Source organism: Cognatiyoonia sp. IB215182 (genome assembly GCF_033963905.1).
Taxonomy (GTDB): Bacteria; Pseudomonadota; Alphaproteobacteria; order Rhodobacterales; family Rhodobacteraceae; genus Yoonia.
Window position 1 is genome coordinate 102,306 of record NZ_JAXBMB010000002.1, and the last position, 16,115, is coordinate 118,420.

Below are 16,115 nucleotides of genomic sequence, written 5' to 3' on the forward strand. Positions count from 1 at the left end.
ACACCGCTGGTCAGAAGTAGGATGCGCCTTTTCCTTCTCGTGGCGCTGACGATGACCGCTTTCGCATCGAATTCGCTCCTCAACCGTGTGGGCGTTGCGAATTACGGCATGGACCCCTTTGACTTTGCTGTCATCCGCACCGGGGCCGGTGCTGCGATGCTGTGGGGGCTGGTGGTCATACGCAGTCAGGCCAAACCAAACCTATTTGCCGCAAAGCGCATCGGTGGTGCGCTGGCGCTTGGCATCTATATGATCGGCTTCTCTTGGGCTTATCTGACGTTGGATGCAGGGCTGGGCGCACTGATCCTTTTTGGCGTGCTGCAAGTAGTTGTCTTTGGTTGGGCGGTGATTTCGGGCCAGCCCATTCCCATCTTTCGCTGGATCGGGGCCGTGATCGCATTGATTGGATTGGCCGTTTTGCTGTGGCCCACAGGCTCTGCAGCCGTCCCCGTTTTAGGTGCCCTCGCGATGGTTGCGGCAGGCGTCGCTTGGGCCGCCTACACCCTTCTGGGCCGGGCGGAGGCCGATCCATTGGGTGCGACAGCCACCAATTTTCTGTTGTGCCTCCCGCTCGTTGCCCTGACCCTGCTGGTCGGCGGAGATCACAGCATCAGCCTTGTTGGAGCGGCCACGGCCATCTTGGCCGGCGCGATCACATCCGGGCTGGGTTACGCGTTGTGGTACCGCGTCTTGCCCGAACTACCCACGACACTTGCTGGCATTGCCCAACTCAGTGTGCCAGTGATCGCGGTTGCGGGCGGCGTCATCTTACTGGGTGAAGAAATGACCATCCGCCTGCTCCTTGCAGGCGCGCTGGTTTTGGGCGGAATAGCCATATCATTAATCACCCGACGTTAGGTTCTTTTGCAGAGGGTCTTTTGCCGCCACAAACCGATGCTAAATCCAGAGACATGAAGCTTTTGCAAACGCTCATTCTATCGCTTTTTGCAGCCGCCCCCGCAGCAGCTGATGAGTGCGTTGTACTGTTTCATGGCCTTGCCCGTAGTGAGATTTCACTGACACCAATGCAATTGGTGCTTGAGAGCGAAGGCTACAAGGTGGTCAACCGTGGCTATCCATCGACAAGTGCGACAATTCAAGAACTGGTGGATCAGCACGTGGCCGAGGATGTAGCCGCCTGCGGTGACAGGCGCGTCAATTTCGTCACCCATTCCATGGGCGGTATCCTTGTGCGTGCGTGGCTGACCAATAACCGGCCCGAACAGATGGGCCGCGTGGTCATGCTGGGGCCGCCCAATGGCGGATCGGAACTCGTTGATCTTTTTGGTGATCTGGAACCGTTTCAATGGGTGAACGGGCCTGCGGGGCTGCAGCTAAGCACCGATGCGGACAGCCTGCCCAACACGCTTGAAAACATCCCATATGAGATTGGCATTATCGCAGGCGATCGGACACTGAACCCCTTCTATTCCAGCCTGATCGAAGGGCCTGATGACGGCAAAGTTTCGGTTGCGTCCGCACGACTTGAGGGGATGCAGGATTTCATTGTCCTACCTGTCACGCACACTTTCATGATGAACAACCCGCTGGTGATCCAGGAAACCCTCTTGTTTCTGCGGGATGGGCAGTTCAATCATGGACTGACGCTGCTCGACGTCATCTTTGATACCGACTGATCAGGCGGGCCGGATGATCCGGTTAACATGCCCCATCTTGCGGCCCGGGCGAGCCTCAGCTTTGCCGTAGAGATGGATAGCGGCGTCGCTGCCCGCAATGTCGGGGATGCGGTCGATATCGTCGCCGATCAGGTTCTCCATCACAACATCCGCGTGCCGGGTTCCATCCCCCAGAGGCCAGCCAGCCACGGCGCGGATATGCTGTTCGAACTGGCAGATCGTGCAGCCATTCTGCGTCCAATGGCCTGAATTATGCACACGCGGGGCGACCTCGTTCACGATCAGGCCCTTGGGTGTCACAAACAGCTCCACCCCCATCACACCCACATAATCGAGCGCGTTGAGGATCTTAGCCGCGATCAGCACCGCATCGGTCCGCTGCGCTGCGGATAACGTTGCGGGCACGGTGGTGGTGCGTAGGATACCGTCTTTGTGCACGTTTTCGCCGGGGTCGTAGCACGCAACTTCACCATCTGCATTGCGCGCGCCGATCACCGAGACCTCGTGGCTGAACTCGACAAAACCTTCGAGGATTGCAGGTGCCCCAGCCATGGCGGCAAAGGCTACCTCCGCATCTGCTAGGGACATGATCCGCGCCTGCCCCTTGCCGTCATAGCCCAGCCTGCGAGTCTTCAGGATCGCCGGGGTTCCGATATCCTTAACTGCGCAGTTCAAGTCATCCAGCGATGCCACATCCGCAAAGCGTGCGGTTTGCAGACCCAGATCTTGCAAGAAAATCTTCTCGGTCAGCCGGTCCTGACTGGTGGCAAGCGCGGGGCGGCCCGGATGGATGGGTGCCAGATCCTCCAAGAGATCAAGGGCGCTGGTGGGGATGTTTTCAAACTCATAAGTGATGACATCGACGGCTTGACCAAAAGCTTTGAGTGCATCGGTATCGTCGTAGCTGGCCGTCGTCACCTGATGCGCGACATCCGCGGCTGGAGCACCCGCGCCCGGTTCAAAGATATGCGTCTTCAGCCCCAGACGCGAAGCCGCGACCGACAGCATGCGCCCCAATTGGCCGCCACCCAAAATCCCAATCGTCGCCCCGACGGGCAAAGGCTCAGTCATCTTGCGGAACATCCGGGATTGAGGCCGATAGTGCAGCGCGCCACGCGTCAAGCCGGACGGCCACATCGCCATCCTGTAATGCCAATATGCCAGCGGCCATCAGTCCCGCATTCTTGGCACCCGCCGCGCCAATCGCCATTGTGGCGACCGGATAGCCGCGCGGCATCTGCAGGATGGAATAGAGGCTGTCGACGCCCGCTAGTGCCTTGGTCTGGACCGGGACTCCAATGACCGGGATACGCGTCTTTGACGCCATCATGCCCGGCAGATGCGCCGCCCCACCTGCACCTGCGATGATAACTTGCAGGCCCCGTTCAACAGCCGTCTTGCCGTAATCCCAGAGCCGGTCAGGTGTGCGATGGGCAGAGACGATCCGGCTCTCATAATCAATGCCGAGTTCCTGCAGAATATCTGCCGCTTCCCGCATTGTGGGCCAATCGGATTGGCTGCCCATAATGATGCCAACCGGCGGGGATTTGGTCATGCGCGTATCCACTTCAAAATGAAGCGGCACTATAGCCGCGCGCGGGCAGGCTGCAACGCCTTAGGCGATGATGTCTGGCAACAACCGATCTTCAAGTGCGACGATCCGGTCCTTCAGCACCAGCTTCTGTTTTTTGAGCCGTTTTATCGTCAGCATATCGGCAGAGCCACGGTCATGCAGGGCGTCAATCGCCTCATCCAAGTCGCGGTGCTCCCGGCGCAATACCTCCAGCTTCACACGAAGGACCTCGTCCTGTTCCATTCTCGCGGATTTGTTCATCTGCGGCGCGCTCGCTTCTGGTCACTTTGATATTCTTATAAATAGGGGCTTTAACGGCAAGTTCCTAATACTTCCTCTTGATCAGACCTCGTCAACGCCCCATATTTTCTATGAAGGTCGCCGAAACGGGGCCAAAATCGACAGTCGCTTATCAAGAAGGGCATGTCTTATGACGAAATTGGCTTTGGGAACGCATCCGTTCCTGTTGGGTTTTGAGCAGCTTGAACGCCTCGTTGAGCGGACCGCGAAAAGCGGGAATGACGGCTATCCACCCTATAACATCGAACAGACGTCCGAGAATTCGTACCGCATCACGCTGGCCGTGGCCGGGTTTTCCGAAGGTGATCTGTCAATCACCGTGGAAGACAGCTCTCTGGTGATCCGAGGGCGGCAGACGGACGACAGCGAAGGCCGCATCTTCCTGCATCGCGGCATTGCCGCACGGCAGTTCCAGCGTTCTTTCGTGCTGGCGGACGGCGTGGACGTGGGCGAGGCGATGATGGAAAACGGCCTTCTGCATGTGGACCTGACCCGCGCCGTTCCGGAACGGATCGTGCAAACAATAAACATCAAGAAAGGGTAACGTATGAACACGAAGATTGATCTTAAAACACTTGGTCAGGACATCGTCTACGTCAAACCCGTTCAGGTGTCTGACCTGCCCGCAGAGGTGCAGAGCGAGGTTGGTGACCTTGAAGAATTGTTCGCCGTACACAACGCAGAGGGTGAGCAATTGGCCCTGGTCGCAAATCGCAAACTGGCCTTTCATCTGGCCCGTGAAAACCAGATGCAGCCGGTGACGGTACACTAAGAAAAGTAAGGTGGGGTCAGCCCACCTTACGCCTTGATCAGACCCAGACTTTCCAGTTTCAGGATCACCTGATGCGCACAATTGTCGACCGGCACGCTTTCGGTCTCCAACCGCAATTCAGGGTTCTCCGGCACATCGTAAGGGTCTGAAATCCCCGTAAATTCTTTGATCTTGCCCGCCCGCGCGAGCTTATAGAGGCCCTTGCGGTCGCGTCGTTCGCATTCCTCGATCGAGGTGGCAACGTGGATCTCAATGAATGCGCCAAACTGCTCAATGTCTTCACGCACCGCACGACGGGTCGTGGCGTAGGGCGCAATTGGCGCGCAAATAGCAATCCCGCCGTTCTTGGTGATCTCTGAGGCAACATAGCCGATCCGGCGAATGTTCAGATCGCGGTGTTCCTTGCTGAACCCGAGCTCTGACGACAGGTTCTTGCGCACGATATCCCCGTCAAGCAGTGTCACAGGCCGCCCGCCCATCTCCATCAGCTTGACCATGAGTGCGTTGGCGATCGTGGATTTGCCCGAACCGGAAAAACCGGTGAAGAAAACCGTAAAACCCTGTTCCGCGCGCGGGGGGCGTGTCTTGCGCAGTTCCGCAACGACGGCTGGAAAGGAAAACCATTCGGGGATTTCCAGACCTTCGGCCAACCGACGCCGCAGCTCTGTACCCGAGATATTCAGGATCGTAACATTGTCCTTATCGTGGATTTCATCCGCAGGTTCGTATTGAGCCCGATCTTGCACATAGACCATGTGCTTAAAATCGACCATTTCGATGCCCATTTCTTCCTGATGCTTGCGAAACAGGTCCTGCGCATCGTAGGGGCCATAGAAATCCTCGCCCTGACTGTTCTTGCCCGGCCCCGCATGATCGCGCCCGACGATCATATGGGTGCAGCCATGGTTCTTTCGAATAAGACCATGCCAGACCGCCTCGCGAGGACCAGCCATGCGCATAGCGAGGTTCAGGAGCGACATTGTGGTGGTTGACGACGGATATTGGTCCAGCACCGCCTCATAACAGCGCACCCGCGTGAAATGGTCGATATCACCGGGCTTGGTCATGCCCACGACAGGATGGATCAACAGGTTTGCTTGGGCCTCCTTCGCGGCGCGGAATGTCAGTTCCTGATGCGCGCGGTGGAGCGGATTGCGGGTCTGGAAGGCCACAACCTTGCGCCAGCCCAGTTTGCGGAAATAGGCACGCAACTCGTTCGGCGTATCGCGACGCGCTCGGAAATCATAATGCACAGGCTGCTGAATGCCTGTGATCGGACCGCCCAGATAAACCGAACCCGCCTTATTGTGCAGATAATTGACCGCTGGATGGGCCTGATCATCCGCGCCAAAAACCTTTGCGGCTTCGTGGGACTTGTCAGGCGTCCATTTGTCAGTGACCGTCATGGTCGCCAGGATCACACCTTCCTGATCGCGCAGGGCGATGTCTTGGCCCATCTCAACCGTTTCGGCAAAGTCCGGATTCACATCAAGCGTGACCGGCATTGGCCACAACGTGCCGTCAGCCAAGCGCATATTGTCAACGACGCTGGTGTAATCCGCCTCTGACAGGAACCCTTTTAGCGGAAAGAACCCGCCATTCATCAAAAGCTCCAAATCGCAGATCTGCCGCGGGGTCAGATCGTGGCTGATCAAGTCCGCCGCTTCCAGCTTCAGCTTTTGCGCGCTGTCATAAGACACATAGAGTTCGGGGATCGGGGCGAGGTCTTGGGCCATACTCAACTCAATTCATAAAATCACTTTGGCTGGCTGATAGACCCGTGATGCGGCGAATGTCTAGCGGTCCCGACAAAAAAGGACCGCAACCTGAAAATTTCCGCGCATGGAGGAGGACTTACCGCGATGCGGGTCCGCTTTAGGATACCTTTGCAATCGCGATATGCGGGCCAGCACGCGCGACTGTCGCCTGGGTCCCGGTCTCATTCCACCGAAAGAGCGTCAAATGCGTTTTCCGCGGGTCGGTGCGTGAGGCATAGAGCATTCCGTCCAGCGCAAGTGCCCTGACCCGATCAGCCAATGCCCAGGTTGGTGAGGGCAATCCTTTTGCGCGGAGGCGTTGCCATTCTATCGCGCGGTGTGTGGTGTCGATGCCGAGCGCCTTCGTTGATGCCTCATCGCGCAAATCCACGATCCGGGCATCGCGTACATGCAACGGAAAGATGCCCCTCTCCGGTGTGTCTTCGTCGGTGTAGCGCGCTGTCGCGACGATGCAGCCTTCGGGGGACGCAGACAGATAAAGGGCGCGTTGTTCTTCACGGTGCGATCGACCTTCGGGCGCGTGCGCCGGGGCAAGGATATCCGCCGCTTCCGCCAGCGTCTTGATGCGGTAGTAGATGCCGTTCAGGGTCAGAACATGCCGATCTGCCACGCCCTATTCGGCTGCGGCAGCCGGCGCGGCTTCCAGCTCGGCCAGATACTTTTCCGCGTCCAATGCGGCCATGCAGCCCATGCCGGCACTTGTGACCGCCTGACGGTACACATGGTCAGTCAGGTCACCGGCAGCAAAAACACCGGGGATGGCGGTGCGTGTGGTGCCGGGCTCGACCTTCACATAACCGCCATGATGCGTCTCAAGCTGGTCCTTGACCAGTTCCGAAGCCGGTGCATGGCCGATTGCGATGAACACACCCTTGGCGGGAATCTCGGTGATTTCACCGGTTTTGGTGTGCTTCACCCGCACGCCTTCCACACCCAACGGACTGTCGGTGCCGTAAACCTCATCGACCTCATGAAACCAAAATGGCTCAATTTTTGGGTTCTGGAACAAACGGTTCTGCAGGATTTTCTCTGCCCGCAATTCATCGCGGCGGTGGATCAGGGTGACCTTCGAGGCGAAGTTGGTCAGAAACAGCGCCTCTTCCACAGCCGTATTGCCGCCGCCAACAACCGCGATCTCCTGCCCGCGATAGAAGAACCCGTCACAGGTCGCGCAGGCGCTGACACCAAAGCCCTTGAACTTATCCTCGGTCGGCAGCCCGAGCCACTTCGCGCGCGCACCCGTGCACAGAATAACGGCGTCTGCGGTGTAAACGGTGCCGCTGTCCGATTGCGCCGTGAAGGGGCGGTTCTGCAGATCAAGCGAGGTGATGATATCGCCCACAACATCACATCCCATCGCGCGGGCATGCGCCTCCATCCGCACCATCAGATCGGGGCCCTGCACCTCCGTGTCGCCGGGCCAATTCTCGACCTCAGTTGTGGTTGTCAATTGTCCACCGGGCTCAATGCCCTGCACCAGAACAGGCTCTAACATTGCGCGCGCTGCATAGACACCCGCGCTATAGCCGGCCGGGCCTGAGCCGATGATGAGCACTTTGGTATGACGGGTGGTGGACATGGGGGCAGCCTCGTTGCAGAATCTTTGGCCAAGCATAGTCCTTGAAAATGACATGGAAAAGCCATTGGGCCAACCTTATCGTCACGTTAGATATGACGGTCGAAGGGGCGGCTGGCGGCAAACAGAGGGTGTCTGGCATGGAGTGGTTTCAAAGGATCTTTCCAGATTTCTGGGGAACCTTCACGGTCGAGTACCTGCTGTCGCCGATGTACCTGGCCAGTACCGCAATCATTGCCTGGCTGGTTTGGTATTTTCGCACGGACAAGGAAACGCGCTTTCTCAGCTTTCTGTTTCCGAAAGAGGTATATCTCCACAAATCCACGTGGCTTGATATCAAACTCGCGGCCTTCAATACGTTCTTCCTAGCCACTGGCGCCATTGCAGCATTGGTCATCCTGCCTTGGGTCACGCTGACCGCCCACGGCATGCTGATGGATATCAGCGGCCATACCGCGACCGAACAAACGTTATTACGGAGCGTGTTTGCAGGTGTCGTGCTGTTCATGACCAAGGATTTCTGCCGGTATTGCAGCCATTACATCCACCACAAATACCGGTTCCTGTGGCCGTTTCATGCAGTGCATCACTCGGCCGAGGTGATGACACCCATCACCTTCATGCGGATGCATCCCGTCAGCATGGCAGTGCAAATGACAATCATTTCGGTCCTTGTCGGGATCGTTCAAGCCATTGTGCTGTTCGTGCTGGTTGGTCAGATCAATGCGGCCACGGTCTATATCGGGATCTACGCGTGGAGCATCTATGTTTTCTTCGGCGCGCATCTGCGGCACAGCCACATCTGGGTGAGCTACGGTCCGATTATGGAGCATATCCTGATCTCGCCCGCCCAACACCAAATCCATCACTCAACTGCGCCTATTCACCACGACAAGAACTTTGGTGAGGTCTTTGCGCTTTGGGATTGGATGTTTGGGACGCTCTACATCACTCACGGGAAGGAGGATGTAGTATACGGTATCGCGAATGGGAAAGGCGAATTGATCGACCAACCCTACAACAACCTGCGTGATGCGCTGTTCGGACCATTTGGAGAGGTTTGGGAGGAAGTCGCAAAAGGCACCACCTTTGACCCAAACCGTAACGCAGACGCACAACCAGACCCCGATCAGCCCCTGCCTGCACCCATCGCCAAAGACGGATAGAGCTTATTTTGTTACCCTGATACGAAACAATATTGCGCATCCAGAAGTGTCTGCGTAGTATTTGCAAAAGAATTGGGGAGCAGATGATGCCTGGCACAAAACTCGACGAAATCGACCGTATGATATTGGCCGAGTTGCAAGCCGATGGTCGTATGACAAATGTCGAATTGGCCAAACGTGTCGGCATCTCGGCCCCGCCGTGCCTGCGTCGTGTGCGGACGCTTGAGGATCAGGGTTTTATTCAAGGTTATCATGCCGATGTGAATGCGCGCGAACTTGGGTTTGAGGTGCAGGTCTTTGCAATGGTCGGCCTTGTCAGTCAGGCGGAGGTGGACCTGTCGGCGTTTGAGAAACTGTGCAAGGGCTGGCCCCTTGTGCGCGAATGCCACATGCTCAACGGCGAGGTGGATTTCATCCTCAAATGTGTCGCGCCGGATCTGCGCACATTTCAGCGCTTCCTGACGGAGGAACTGACGAGTGCGGACAACGTGGCCTCGGTGAAAACCTCACTTGTGATCCGCGGCGCAAAGGATGAGCCCGGCGTGCCATTTGACGTGCTGGAAGCGCGCTTGGCGCAAGAGGCCTGACAACCCGGCGCGTCAGCTGCGTAACAACGCCGGGCGCGGACCAATCCGGTCGAATGCGGCGTGGTTGATCCCCCAAAGATCATTCAGGATCGCCCCGTAGATGCGCCGGTAATCGGTCGTAAAGATCATCTCGCGATCCTCCAGCCGATCAAGGCTGGGCCGTTCGCCGGCCAAGCCTCCCGCAACGGCACCACCCGCCACAAAGACGGGCGCTGCCGTGCCATGGTCTGTGCCGCCTGAGGCATTCTCGCGCGCGGTGCGGCCAAACTCCGAATAAGTAACGATGGTCACTTGATCCCAAATCCCCATCTCGCGCAGCACGGTGGCAAATGCGTCAATTGCACCCGCAAGCTCTTCCAGCAGATAGCTGTGTCTCTCAGGCTGTGCTTCGTGCGTGTCGTATCCGTCTTGGACCACCTTCAGGACAGGAACCTGAACGCCAGCATCCAGTAGCCGCGCCGCCGTGCGCAATTGTTCACCGATCTCGCTATAGGGAAAATCCCAACGCTTCTCGCGCGTTGCTTCAAGCTTGGCCCTAATCGCATCGCCGGTGACCTGCGCGCTATCATAGGTCGCAAGCACGTCGTCGAGCGGTGAGACCGCGCGATCCGGGCGCACGGCATGTGGCCGCGCTTGCAGGTACGAAAGCGTTTCAAGAAACGTCTCGGTATCACGCATGGCCGAAAAACGACCATCGCCGTTCAGCGGACCCATCTCGCCACCCAGCACAAGGCCAGCCGCATCACTTGCATCGGCGGCACCCATGCCAAGGGCAAATGAGGACGAGACCCAGCCCTGTTGTGTTTTGACTTCCGCCCCCTGCCCCGCATTCCAGATCTCGATTGACCGGAAGTGGGACCGGTTGGGGTTCGGGTATCCGACGCCTTCGATGATCTGCAACTCCCCCCTGTCCCACAGGTTGGCGACACCGCGCAGCGACGGGTGCAGGCCGGTATCGACATCCAGCGACAGCAAGTCGCGCGTCGCCAACCCGATCTCGGGGCGTAAGTCGCGATAGCGGGGATCGGAGATGGGCACGACGGTATTCAGCCCGTCATTGCCGCCCGCAAGTTCGATCAACACCAGGGTGTTTACTTGCGGCGGCGTTTGCCCCGCCGCCCTGACAAAGCCCGGCAGCGACAAAAGCGGTAGCGTAGCAGCGGTGCCACCAAGGGCGAAAAGCAATTGGCGACGCGAAAGAGAAAGGCTTGTCATGACGATGCTCCTTAATTGACCTGGTATTCGGGAGAGAGGATCAGGTGGCGGAGCAACGCCTCCGGATCCCGCACAACCATTTCATGGCGCGTGCCCTGCCTCTGTTGCGGGACCGCGAGCAGAGCCTGGCTGACCCGTTTGCTTTCCATGATGGTGCCCGGCAGTGCATCTATCCAATCGCGTGTCGTCGGGTACACGACCTGCGGGATGGCGGCGTAGCCCACGGCATCTTCGCGCGCCTCGACATAATCGTTGATGTCATCAAGGTCGCGCACCGCATCGAGCCCCGTAAGGCCCAGAACACTGGGATGGCTGGGCACCAAAGCCAACGCCGTCTCCGCCCTGCCCAGCATGTTCGCGGACTTTGTCGCGAGCGCTTCGCTTGCCGCGATTAAGCCGCCAATCTCTGGTGGCATCCAGTCTTCATCCGCGTCAGGCTGCCAGACCGCATGGGCCGATGTTGTTTGCACAAGCGCCGGCAGGTGCTGCGTGATTGCGCCGATCAATGCCGCATCGTCAGGATGCAGGGGGGCATGCGCATTGAGGAAGCCACCCCATGTCTCAAACATAACCCAATCCGGATCATCTTCGCTTTGCGGTGCTGAGCGCAGGCAGATCGGGGCGCAGTCGCTGATGTTGATGTAAAGGCCCGTGAAATCCTCATCACGATCATGCGCGAGCCAAAGTGTCAGCGAACGCCAAGACTCGCCTTGAAAACCCAGATCGTAAAGGATGATCTCGGCGCCCAGCGTGTCGTCTTCCTCCTCGACATACGTCACAAAGGTTTGGCCAACACGCAGATCACCGACTGACGCCTGCAACGGCACCGGTTGTTGCGTGGCCATCATCATCGTGGGCGCGAAATCCGCCGCATCTTCCACATCCTCCAAGAGATAAGTCAGCATCGTGGCCCGGCCCGAGGCACTGGCATCATTGATCCATCCGACACCCTGCGGCCAGCCGCCGACATTGGGCGGCATGAACAAGGTTTGGCCGATGTCCCCGGCGGCCCAGACAAGGTTGCGCGCGTCGTCCACGGGCACGCCCAGCGAACGCACGGTCCCAGCGATCAACTCAACGGGGCTTTTCACCAGACGCCCGCGATTGGCGGGGTCCCAGAACGCGTCGCTGGTCAAGAGCCCCCGCAGAAGCGGTTTGAGCTCCAAATCGTGCGTGCGCCAAAGCGCGACAAGCCGGTCAACCTCTGCCGGATCAGGCTGGTCCGACACGAAGGTGAGCCACAGCTTTTCAACGACGAAAGGACCAAACTCCGGGTGAGCGAGCGCGAGATCCGCCAGATCCGTCGCCCCGAACCGGCCCTTCTGCCCGAACAGCGTTTTGACACCGCCATCATGCATCTCTTCGTAGAACGCATGAACCGGCGCGCCATGTTCGGCGATGGTCTGCCCCGTCAGCGCACGGGCTGCAGCCCGCACATCCGCCTGATCATAGCCGCGATTTTCGCCCAGCGTGAAGAGTTCCAGAAACTCGCGGGCCAGGTTTTCATTTGGCGCATCGACCACGTTTTCCACGTTGCTGAGGTAGTCCAGCATCGCCGGGTCGCGCAGAATGCCGTGGGCGAGATCGGTAAAGTCCCCGGCCGCATTGGCGCGAAAGAACCTATTCTGATTGGCCATCCACTGAGAATTCTCGGTCTGGTCAAAGGAGGTCGCGAAATGGTCATGCCAGAACAGCACCAGCCTTTCGGTCAGGGGCGACGGCGTTGCGATCATCTCGGCCATCCACCAAGCGCTGAGTTCCTCGATCTCAAACCAGCGATTGGTGAAGTAGAGTTCGCGTTTGGTCTGCCCCAATTGCCAGATCAGGTCTTGCGGGTAAGGCCACATATCGACCCAACCCGGCATGGGCTTGGCCGGTTGCGACTGCAAACCAGCCAGAATACGGTCCACACCTTCTTCATAGGATTGGCCCATGAAAGCCGTGATCTCATGCGGAGCTGCGCCAAAGCCTGTGCGACTGATCAGGTGGCGCGCCTCTTCAGCGGTCATTGCGTCGGGTCCTGCTATGGTCGGGCCACCATAGAGCCCCGTGGAAACCACCGCAAAAACGGCAAAGAGACGTCGCATCATCGCACCTCATCTGGCTATGCGATGAAAGGCTAACATGGCCGGAGAGAGGCGCCGGTTACATCTGGCGCTGCGGTTTCATACAAAACCGTAAACTTCAGTCGCGGTGCGGGAAGGCCAGATTGAAAACCGCGCCTTGCGCCTCAGCATCAAGGCTGATCGTGGTGCCATGCAGATCGGCGATCGCCTTCACGAGGCTCAGCCCCAGACCGTTGCCCTTCGTGGAGCGACTGGCATCCGCGCGATAGAACCGTTCAAAAATCCGTCCCCGGTTCGCGGGGGAGATCCCAGGGCCGTCATCGGCAACCGTCACGACGATGCTTTTGCCATCGACCTGCAGCGAGAGAACCACTTGTGCCGCGTCGCGGGTATGCTCCACCGCATTTTCCAGCAGGTTCGCCAGCAGTTGCTCCAGCAATTCGCGGTCGCCCGCGATCATCGCACCATCATCGATGTTCGCTTGAAAGGACTTGTTGGCATCCTCGAAAATGGGCGCATAGGCCTCGGCCATGTCTCGCGTCATTTGTGAGAGATCGACATCCTCGAAAGCAGCCTCACGTTGCCCTGCCTCAACCTCACCAAGACGCAAAAGCGCGTCGAAGATCCGCAGAATCTGGGCAAGATAGTCCTCGGCTGCTGCCAGATGCGCCTCAACAGCCTCTGGGTCATTGCGGTCGCGGCTGATCAGTTCCAGGCGCCCGCCGATATTGGTTAGCGGCGTACGCAGATCATGAGCTACACCAACCGACACCGCCTCGATATTGGCGTTCAGCGCCTCCAGCCGGTCGAGCATGCGGTTGATCCCGCCCGCAAGCCGATCAAACTCATCATATCGGTCCGATTCAGGGACCCGGCTGTTGATCTGCCCTGCGGCAACGGCTGCCGCGGTCTGCGATATGCCCTCGATGCGATTGAAAACCGAGCGGCTGAGCAGATAGCCCGTGAAAAGCGACAGGGGCAGCACGATCAGCACCAATGCAAATGACATTGCCATCGCGAATTCCAGCGTTGCCGCACGTCCCTCTGGCAAAAACTCCCCGATTGTGATCGTCTCGCCCCCGCGCAGCAGTGCCAGATGAGCGCGCACAGGCTCGTCAATTTCGGGATGGTCCAGATAGGTGATCTGCCACCCGACATCGGCGAAAAGGCCAGGGAATCCAGCGACAGGCTCGTAGTCGGCATCGCGCAGGACGATCAGTTGCGCCTCACGTTCCAGAACCTCGTAGATCAGATCATCATCCCACAAGGGTTCCCCGTCATCCACAATCTCTTCATCGATCAGCGCTTCGGACCCTCGGCCGTAATAGACCTCTTGTGCATAAGCGATGCTGTCCAGGATGCGGGTGCGCTGTTGCGCGTCCATGTGCCAGACCAGCGCGCCGCTGATGCTCCACAAAAGAACCAGCGCGATGATCACAAAGCCCGCACAGGCCCAGATCACGCGCCCAAAAACGGTTGAGCGCAGGATGCTATGGGGCGTCGATGACATAGCCTGCCCCTCTGACCGTGCGGATCAGTTCCACGTCAAAAGGCTTGTCTACCTTGGCACGCAGACGGCTCATATGGGTCTGGACGAGGCTCGTTTTGGGGTCAAAGCGATAGCCCCAGACCTGTTCCAGCAAGATCGTGCGCGTCATCACCTGACCAGGATGCAGCATCAGGCATTCCAGCAGTCGGTATTCAAGCGGCGAAAGATCCAAGGCGGCGTCACCGCGATGCACCAGACGCTGCAGCCGGTCCATGGTCAGGTCGTGCAGAACAATCGTCTCGGTCTTGACTGGCTGTTGCGGACGCCGCGCGATGATTTTGAGGCGGGCCATGAGTTCCGACAGGGCGAAGGGCTTGATCAGATAATCATCCGCTCCCGCCTCCAGCCCCTCGACCCGGTCAGCGATCCGCGTGCGGGCGGTCAGCATCAGGACGGGTGTCGTGATATTGGCCCCGCGCATCAAGCGCAGCGCATCAATCCCGTCCATACCCGGCAGCATCCGATCCAGTACGATAGCATCGAAGGCACGCCCCGACAAAGCGAGCATCGCGGCTTGTGGTGTGTCGTGCCAGACCACATCCCATCCCGCCTCACGCAGCCCCCTTTGCAGGTAAGTTCCGGTTTCGGTGTCATCTTCGATGATCAGGATATTCATTACGCGGATGCCAGTTTCGCCGGGACCGCATGCAATCTACCGTGTCGGATGCCTTTCGCAACCAGCGACGTTTCACCGCATTAGCGGGCAAAGGGGCGACTGACATATTGCCGCAATAAAGAAGGGCACCTGCGGTTGCAGATGCCCTCCCCCTCACGAAAGCCCCACCAATGCGCGAACAGACGGTCGGGGCAGCGTGACCTCTGATATCTTACTCGCCGCCACCAAGCTGGTGGACATAGGCCGTCACCGCTTTGACCTCGGCATCGGTCAGGCGCTCACCCCATGGGGGCATCACGCCAAAGCGCGCGTAGCGTACCGTTTCTTCGAGCGCTTCCGCGTCGCCGCCATAAAGCCAGATCGCATCGGTCAGGTTCGGCGCACCAAGGTCGTAATTGCCCATCCCATTGTCGCCATGGCAGGCGGCGCAATTGTCCAAGAACAGTCCTTCACCAATTGCAGCCAGTTCGGCGTCGTGCTCTTGCCCGGAGATCTGCAGGACATACTGCACCGAGGCATCCACCTCTTCATTGGTGAAGATCTCGTCATAGGCGGTCATCTCGGAATAGCGCGCATCCCAATCCTCTTCGTTCCGAATGCCGTGGCGGATCGTGTATTCGATGTTCTCGAAATCTCCGCCCCATAGCCAATCGTCATCCAGAAGGTTTGGGTAGCCGACAAAACCCGCAGCACCCGATCCGTGACATTGCGAACAATTGTTACGGAACACCGCAGCGCCCTTGGACGATGCGAAACGCTGCAGGTCCGGCATCTCGGACAGGGTGTTGAGGTCAGCGCTTGCCAATTGCGCGTTGATCTCGGCATTCGCCTCTTCAAAGCGCGCGATGTCTGCAGCGACTTCACCCCGTGTCGAATAGCCCAGCATGCCAGATGTCGCCGAGTTGATTAGCGGCCAGGCCGGGAAGGCAATGGTGTAGCCGATGCCCCAGATGATGGTCAGGTAAAAGCACCAGAGCCACCAGCGCGGGAGCGGATTGTTGAGTTCCTTGATCCCGTCCCAGGCATGACCTGTCGTGTCGATGCCTGTGATGTCGTCGATGTCTTTGTCTTCATGGCTGCTCATGATTGCAGCTCCTCGATTTCGGATGAACCGGGGTGGTCCTCGTTACGGAAAGGGATGATGGCGGTCTCTTGATGCACGGCGCGGCTACCGGGGCGGATGGCCCAAAGGATCGCCCCGATAAAGAGCGTGAACATCGCCAGAAGCATCCAATTGTCGGCCATCTGCGAAAGGAGAGATGTGTTTTCCATGGGTCTTT

18 protein-coding genes are annotated in these 16,115 nt (G+C 58.5%); 6 read left to right on the forward strand and 12 right to left on the reverse strand.

Features of this window, described 5'->3' with window-relative positions; translation table 11 throughout:
* Positions 1–21: 21 nt before the first annotated feature.
* Positions 22–858 (forward strand): DMT family transporter, encoded by an 837-nt coding sequence (locus SLH47_RS04090; RefSeq protein WP_320238090.1) that lies wholly within the window; start codon positions 22–24, stop codon positions 856–858.
* Positions 859–911: 53 nt separating this feature from the next.
* Positions 912–1,637, forward strand: a complete 726-nt coding sequence (locus SLH47_RS04095; RefSeq protein ID WP_320238091.1) for an alpha/beta hydrolase — start codon at positions 912–914, stop codon at positions 1,635–1,637.
* Here SLH47_RS04095 and SLH47_RS04100 read toward each other — a convergent pair whose 3' ends face one another.
* The 3 genes from SLH47_RS04100 to SLH47_RS04110 are packed head-to-tail and all read right to left on the reverse strand — an operon-like array spanning position 1,638 to position 3,471.
* Positions 1,638–2,708, reverse strand: a complete 1,071-nt coding sequence (locus tag SLH47_RS04100; RefSeq protein WP_320238092.1) for a 5-(carboxyamino)imidazole ribonucleotide synthase — start codon at positions 2,706–2,708, stop codon at positions 1,638–1,640.
* Positions 2,701–3,192 carry a 5-(carboxyamino)imidazole ribonucleotide mutase gene (purE, locus tag SLH47_RS04105; protein ID WP_320238093.1) on the reverse strand — a complete coding sequence of 164 codons (492 nt, stop codon included), beginning with the start codon at positions 3,190–3,192 and terminating at the stop codon, positions 2,701–2,703. Before purE ends, SLH47_RS04100 begins: the two co-directional genes overlap by 8 nt.
* A 60-nt stretch (positions 3,193–3,252) precedes the next feature.
* A complete protein-coding gene (locus SLH47_RS04110; RefSeq protein WP_320238094.1) occupies positions 3,253–3,471 on the reverse strand; it encodes a YdcH family protein in 219 nt (72 codons plus the stop codon).
* A gap of 169 nt (positions 3,472–3,640) precedes the next feature.
* Between SLH47_RS04110 and SLH47_RS04115 the strand changes: the two genes are divergently transcribed.
* Complete coding sequence (locus SLH47_RS04115; protein WP_320238095.1) at positions 3,641–4,054, forward strand: Hsp20 family protein; 414 nt, start codon at positions 3,641–3,643, stop codon at positions 4,052–4,054.
* 3 nt (positions 4,055–4,057) lie between these two features.
* On the forward strand, positions 4,058–4,282 hold the full coding sequence (locus tag SLH47_RS04120; RefSeq protein WP_320238096.1) for a DUF1150 family protein: 225 nt from the start codon (positions 4,058–4,060) through the stop codon (positions 4,280–4,282).
* A gap of 26 nt (positions 4,283–4,308) precedes the next feature.
* On the opposite strand, the gene SLH47_RS04125 is transcribed toward SLH47_RS04120, so the two are convergent.
* The 3 genes from SLH47_RS04125 to trxB all read right to left on the reverse strand — a co-directional run bounded on the left by SLH47_RS04125 (position 4,309) and on the right by trxB (position 7,639).
* Positions 4,309–6,018, reverse strand: a complete 1,710-nt coding sequence (locus SLH47_RS04125; protein ID WP_320238097.1) for a bifunctional sulfate adenylyltransferase/adenylylsulfate kinase — start codon at positions 6,016–6,018, stop codon at positions 4,309–4,311.
* Positions 6,019–6,157: 139 nt separating this feature from the next.
* Entirely contained in the window at positions 6,158–6,670 is a 513-nt protein-coding gene (locus tag SLH47_RS04130) for an RES family NAD+ phosphorylase (RefSeq protein ID WP_320238098.1), read from the reverse strand.
* A gap of 3 nt (positions 6,671–6,673) precedes the next feature.
* Positions 6,674–7,639 (reverse strand): thioredoxin-disulfide reductase, encoded by a 966-nt coding sequence (gene trxB, locus SLH47_RS04135; protein ID WP_320238100.1) that lies wholly within the window; start codon positions 7,637–7,639, stop codon positions 6,674–6,676.
* Between the two features lie 47 nt (positions 7,640–7,686).
* Here trxB and SLH47_RS04140 point away from each other — a divergent pair, with 47 nt between their 5' ends.
* Positions 7,687–8,802 (forward strand): sterol desaturase family protein, encoded by a 1,116-nt coding sequence (locus SLH47_RS04140; protein WP_320238101.1) that lies wholly within the window; start codon positions 7,687–7,689, stop codon positions 8,800–8,802.
* A gap of 86 nt (positions 8,803–8,888) precedes the next feature.
* Positions 8,889–9,389, forward strand: a complete 501-nt coding sequence (locus SLH47_RS04145) for an Lrp/AsnC family transcriptional regulator (protein ID WP_320238102.1) — start codon at positions 8,889–8,891, stop codon at positions 9,387–9,389.
* A 12-nt stretch (positions 9,390–9,401) separates the two neighbouring features.
* On the opposite strand, the gene SLH47_RS04150 is transcribed toward SLH47_RS04145, so the two are convergent.
* The 6 genes from SLH47_RS04150 to SLH47_RS04175 all read right to left on the reverse strand — a co-directional run bounded on the left by SLH47_RS04150 (position 9,402) and on the right by SLH47_RS04175 (position 16,107).
* The gene (locus SLH47_RS04150) at positions 9,402–10,604 is read right to left on the reverse strand and encodes a DUF1501 domain-containing protein (protein ID WP_320238103.1); all 1,203 of its coding nucleotides are present in this window, start codon (positions 10,602–10,604) and stop codon (positions 9,402–9,404) included.
* A gap of 11 nt (positions 10,605–10,615) precedes the next feature.
* The gene (locus tag SLH47_RS04155) at positions 10,616–12,691 is read right to left on the reverse strand and encodes a DUF1800 domain-containing protein (RefSeq protein WP_320238104.1); all 2,076 of its coding nucleotides are present in this window, start codon (positions 12,689–12,691) and stop codon (positions 10,616–10,618) included.
* 97 nt (positions 12,692–12,788) lie between these two features.
* Positions 12,789–14,180: an ATP-binding protein gene (locus tag SLH47_RS04160; protein WP_320238105.1), complete on the reverse strand. Its 1,392-nt coding sequence runs from the start codon at positions 14,178–14,180 to the stop codon at positions 12,789–12,791.
* A complete protein-coding gene (locus SLH47_RS04165; RefSeq protein WP_320238106.1) occupies positions 14,161–14,835 on the reverse strand; it encodes a response regulator transcription factor in 675 nt (224 codons plus the stop codon). Before SLH47_RS04165 ends, SLH47_RS04160 begins: the two co-directional genes overlap by 20 nt.
* 211 nt (positions 14,836–15,046) lie before the next feature.
* Positions 15,047–15,919: a cytochrome-c oxidase, cbb3-type subunit III gene (gene ccoP / locus SLH47_RS04170; RefSeq protein WP_320238107.1), complete on the reverse strand. Its 873-nt coding sequence runs from the start codon at positions 15,917–15,919 to the stop codon at positions 15,047–15,049.
* Positions 15,916–16,107 carry a cbb3-type cytochrome c oxidase subunit 3 gene (locus tag SLH47_RS04175; RefSeq protein WP_320238108.1) on the reverse strand — a complete coding sequence of 64 codons (192 nt, stop codon included), beginning with the start codon at positions 16,105–16,107 and terminating at the stop codon, positions 15,916–15,918. The genes ccoP and SLH47_RS04175 overlap by 4 nt, the downstream gene beginning before the upstream one ends.
* Positions 16,108–16,115 lie beyond the last annotated feature (8 nt).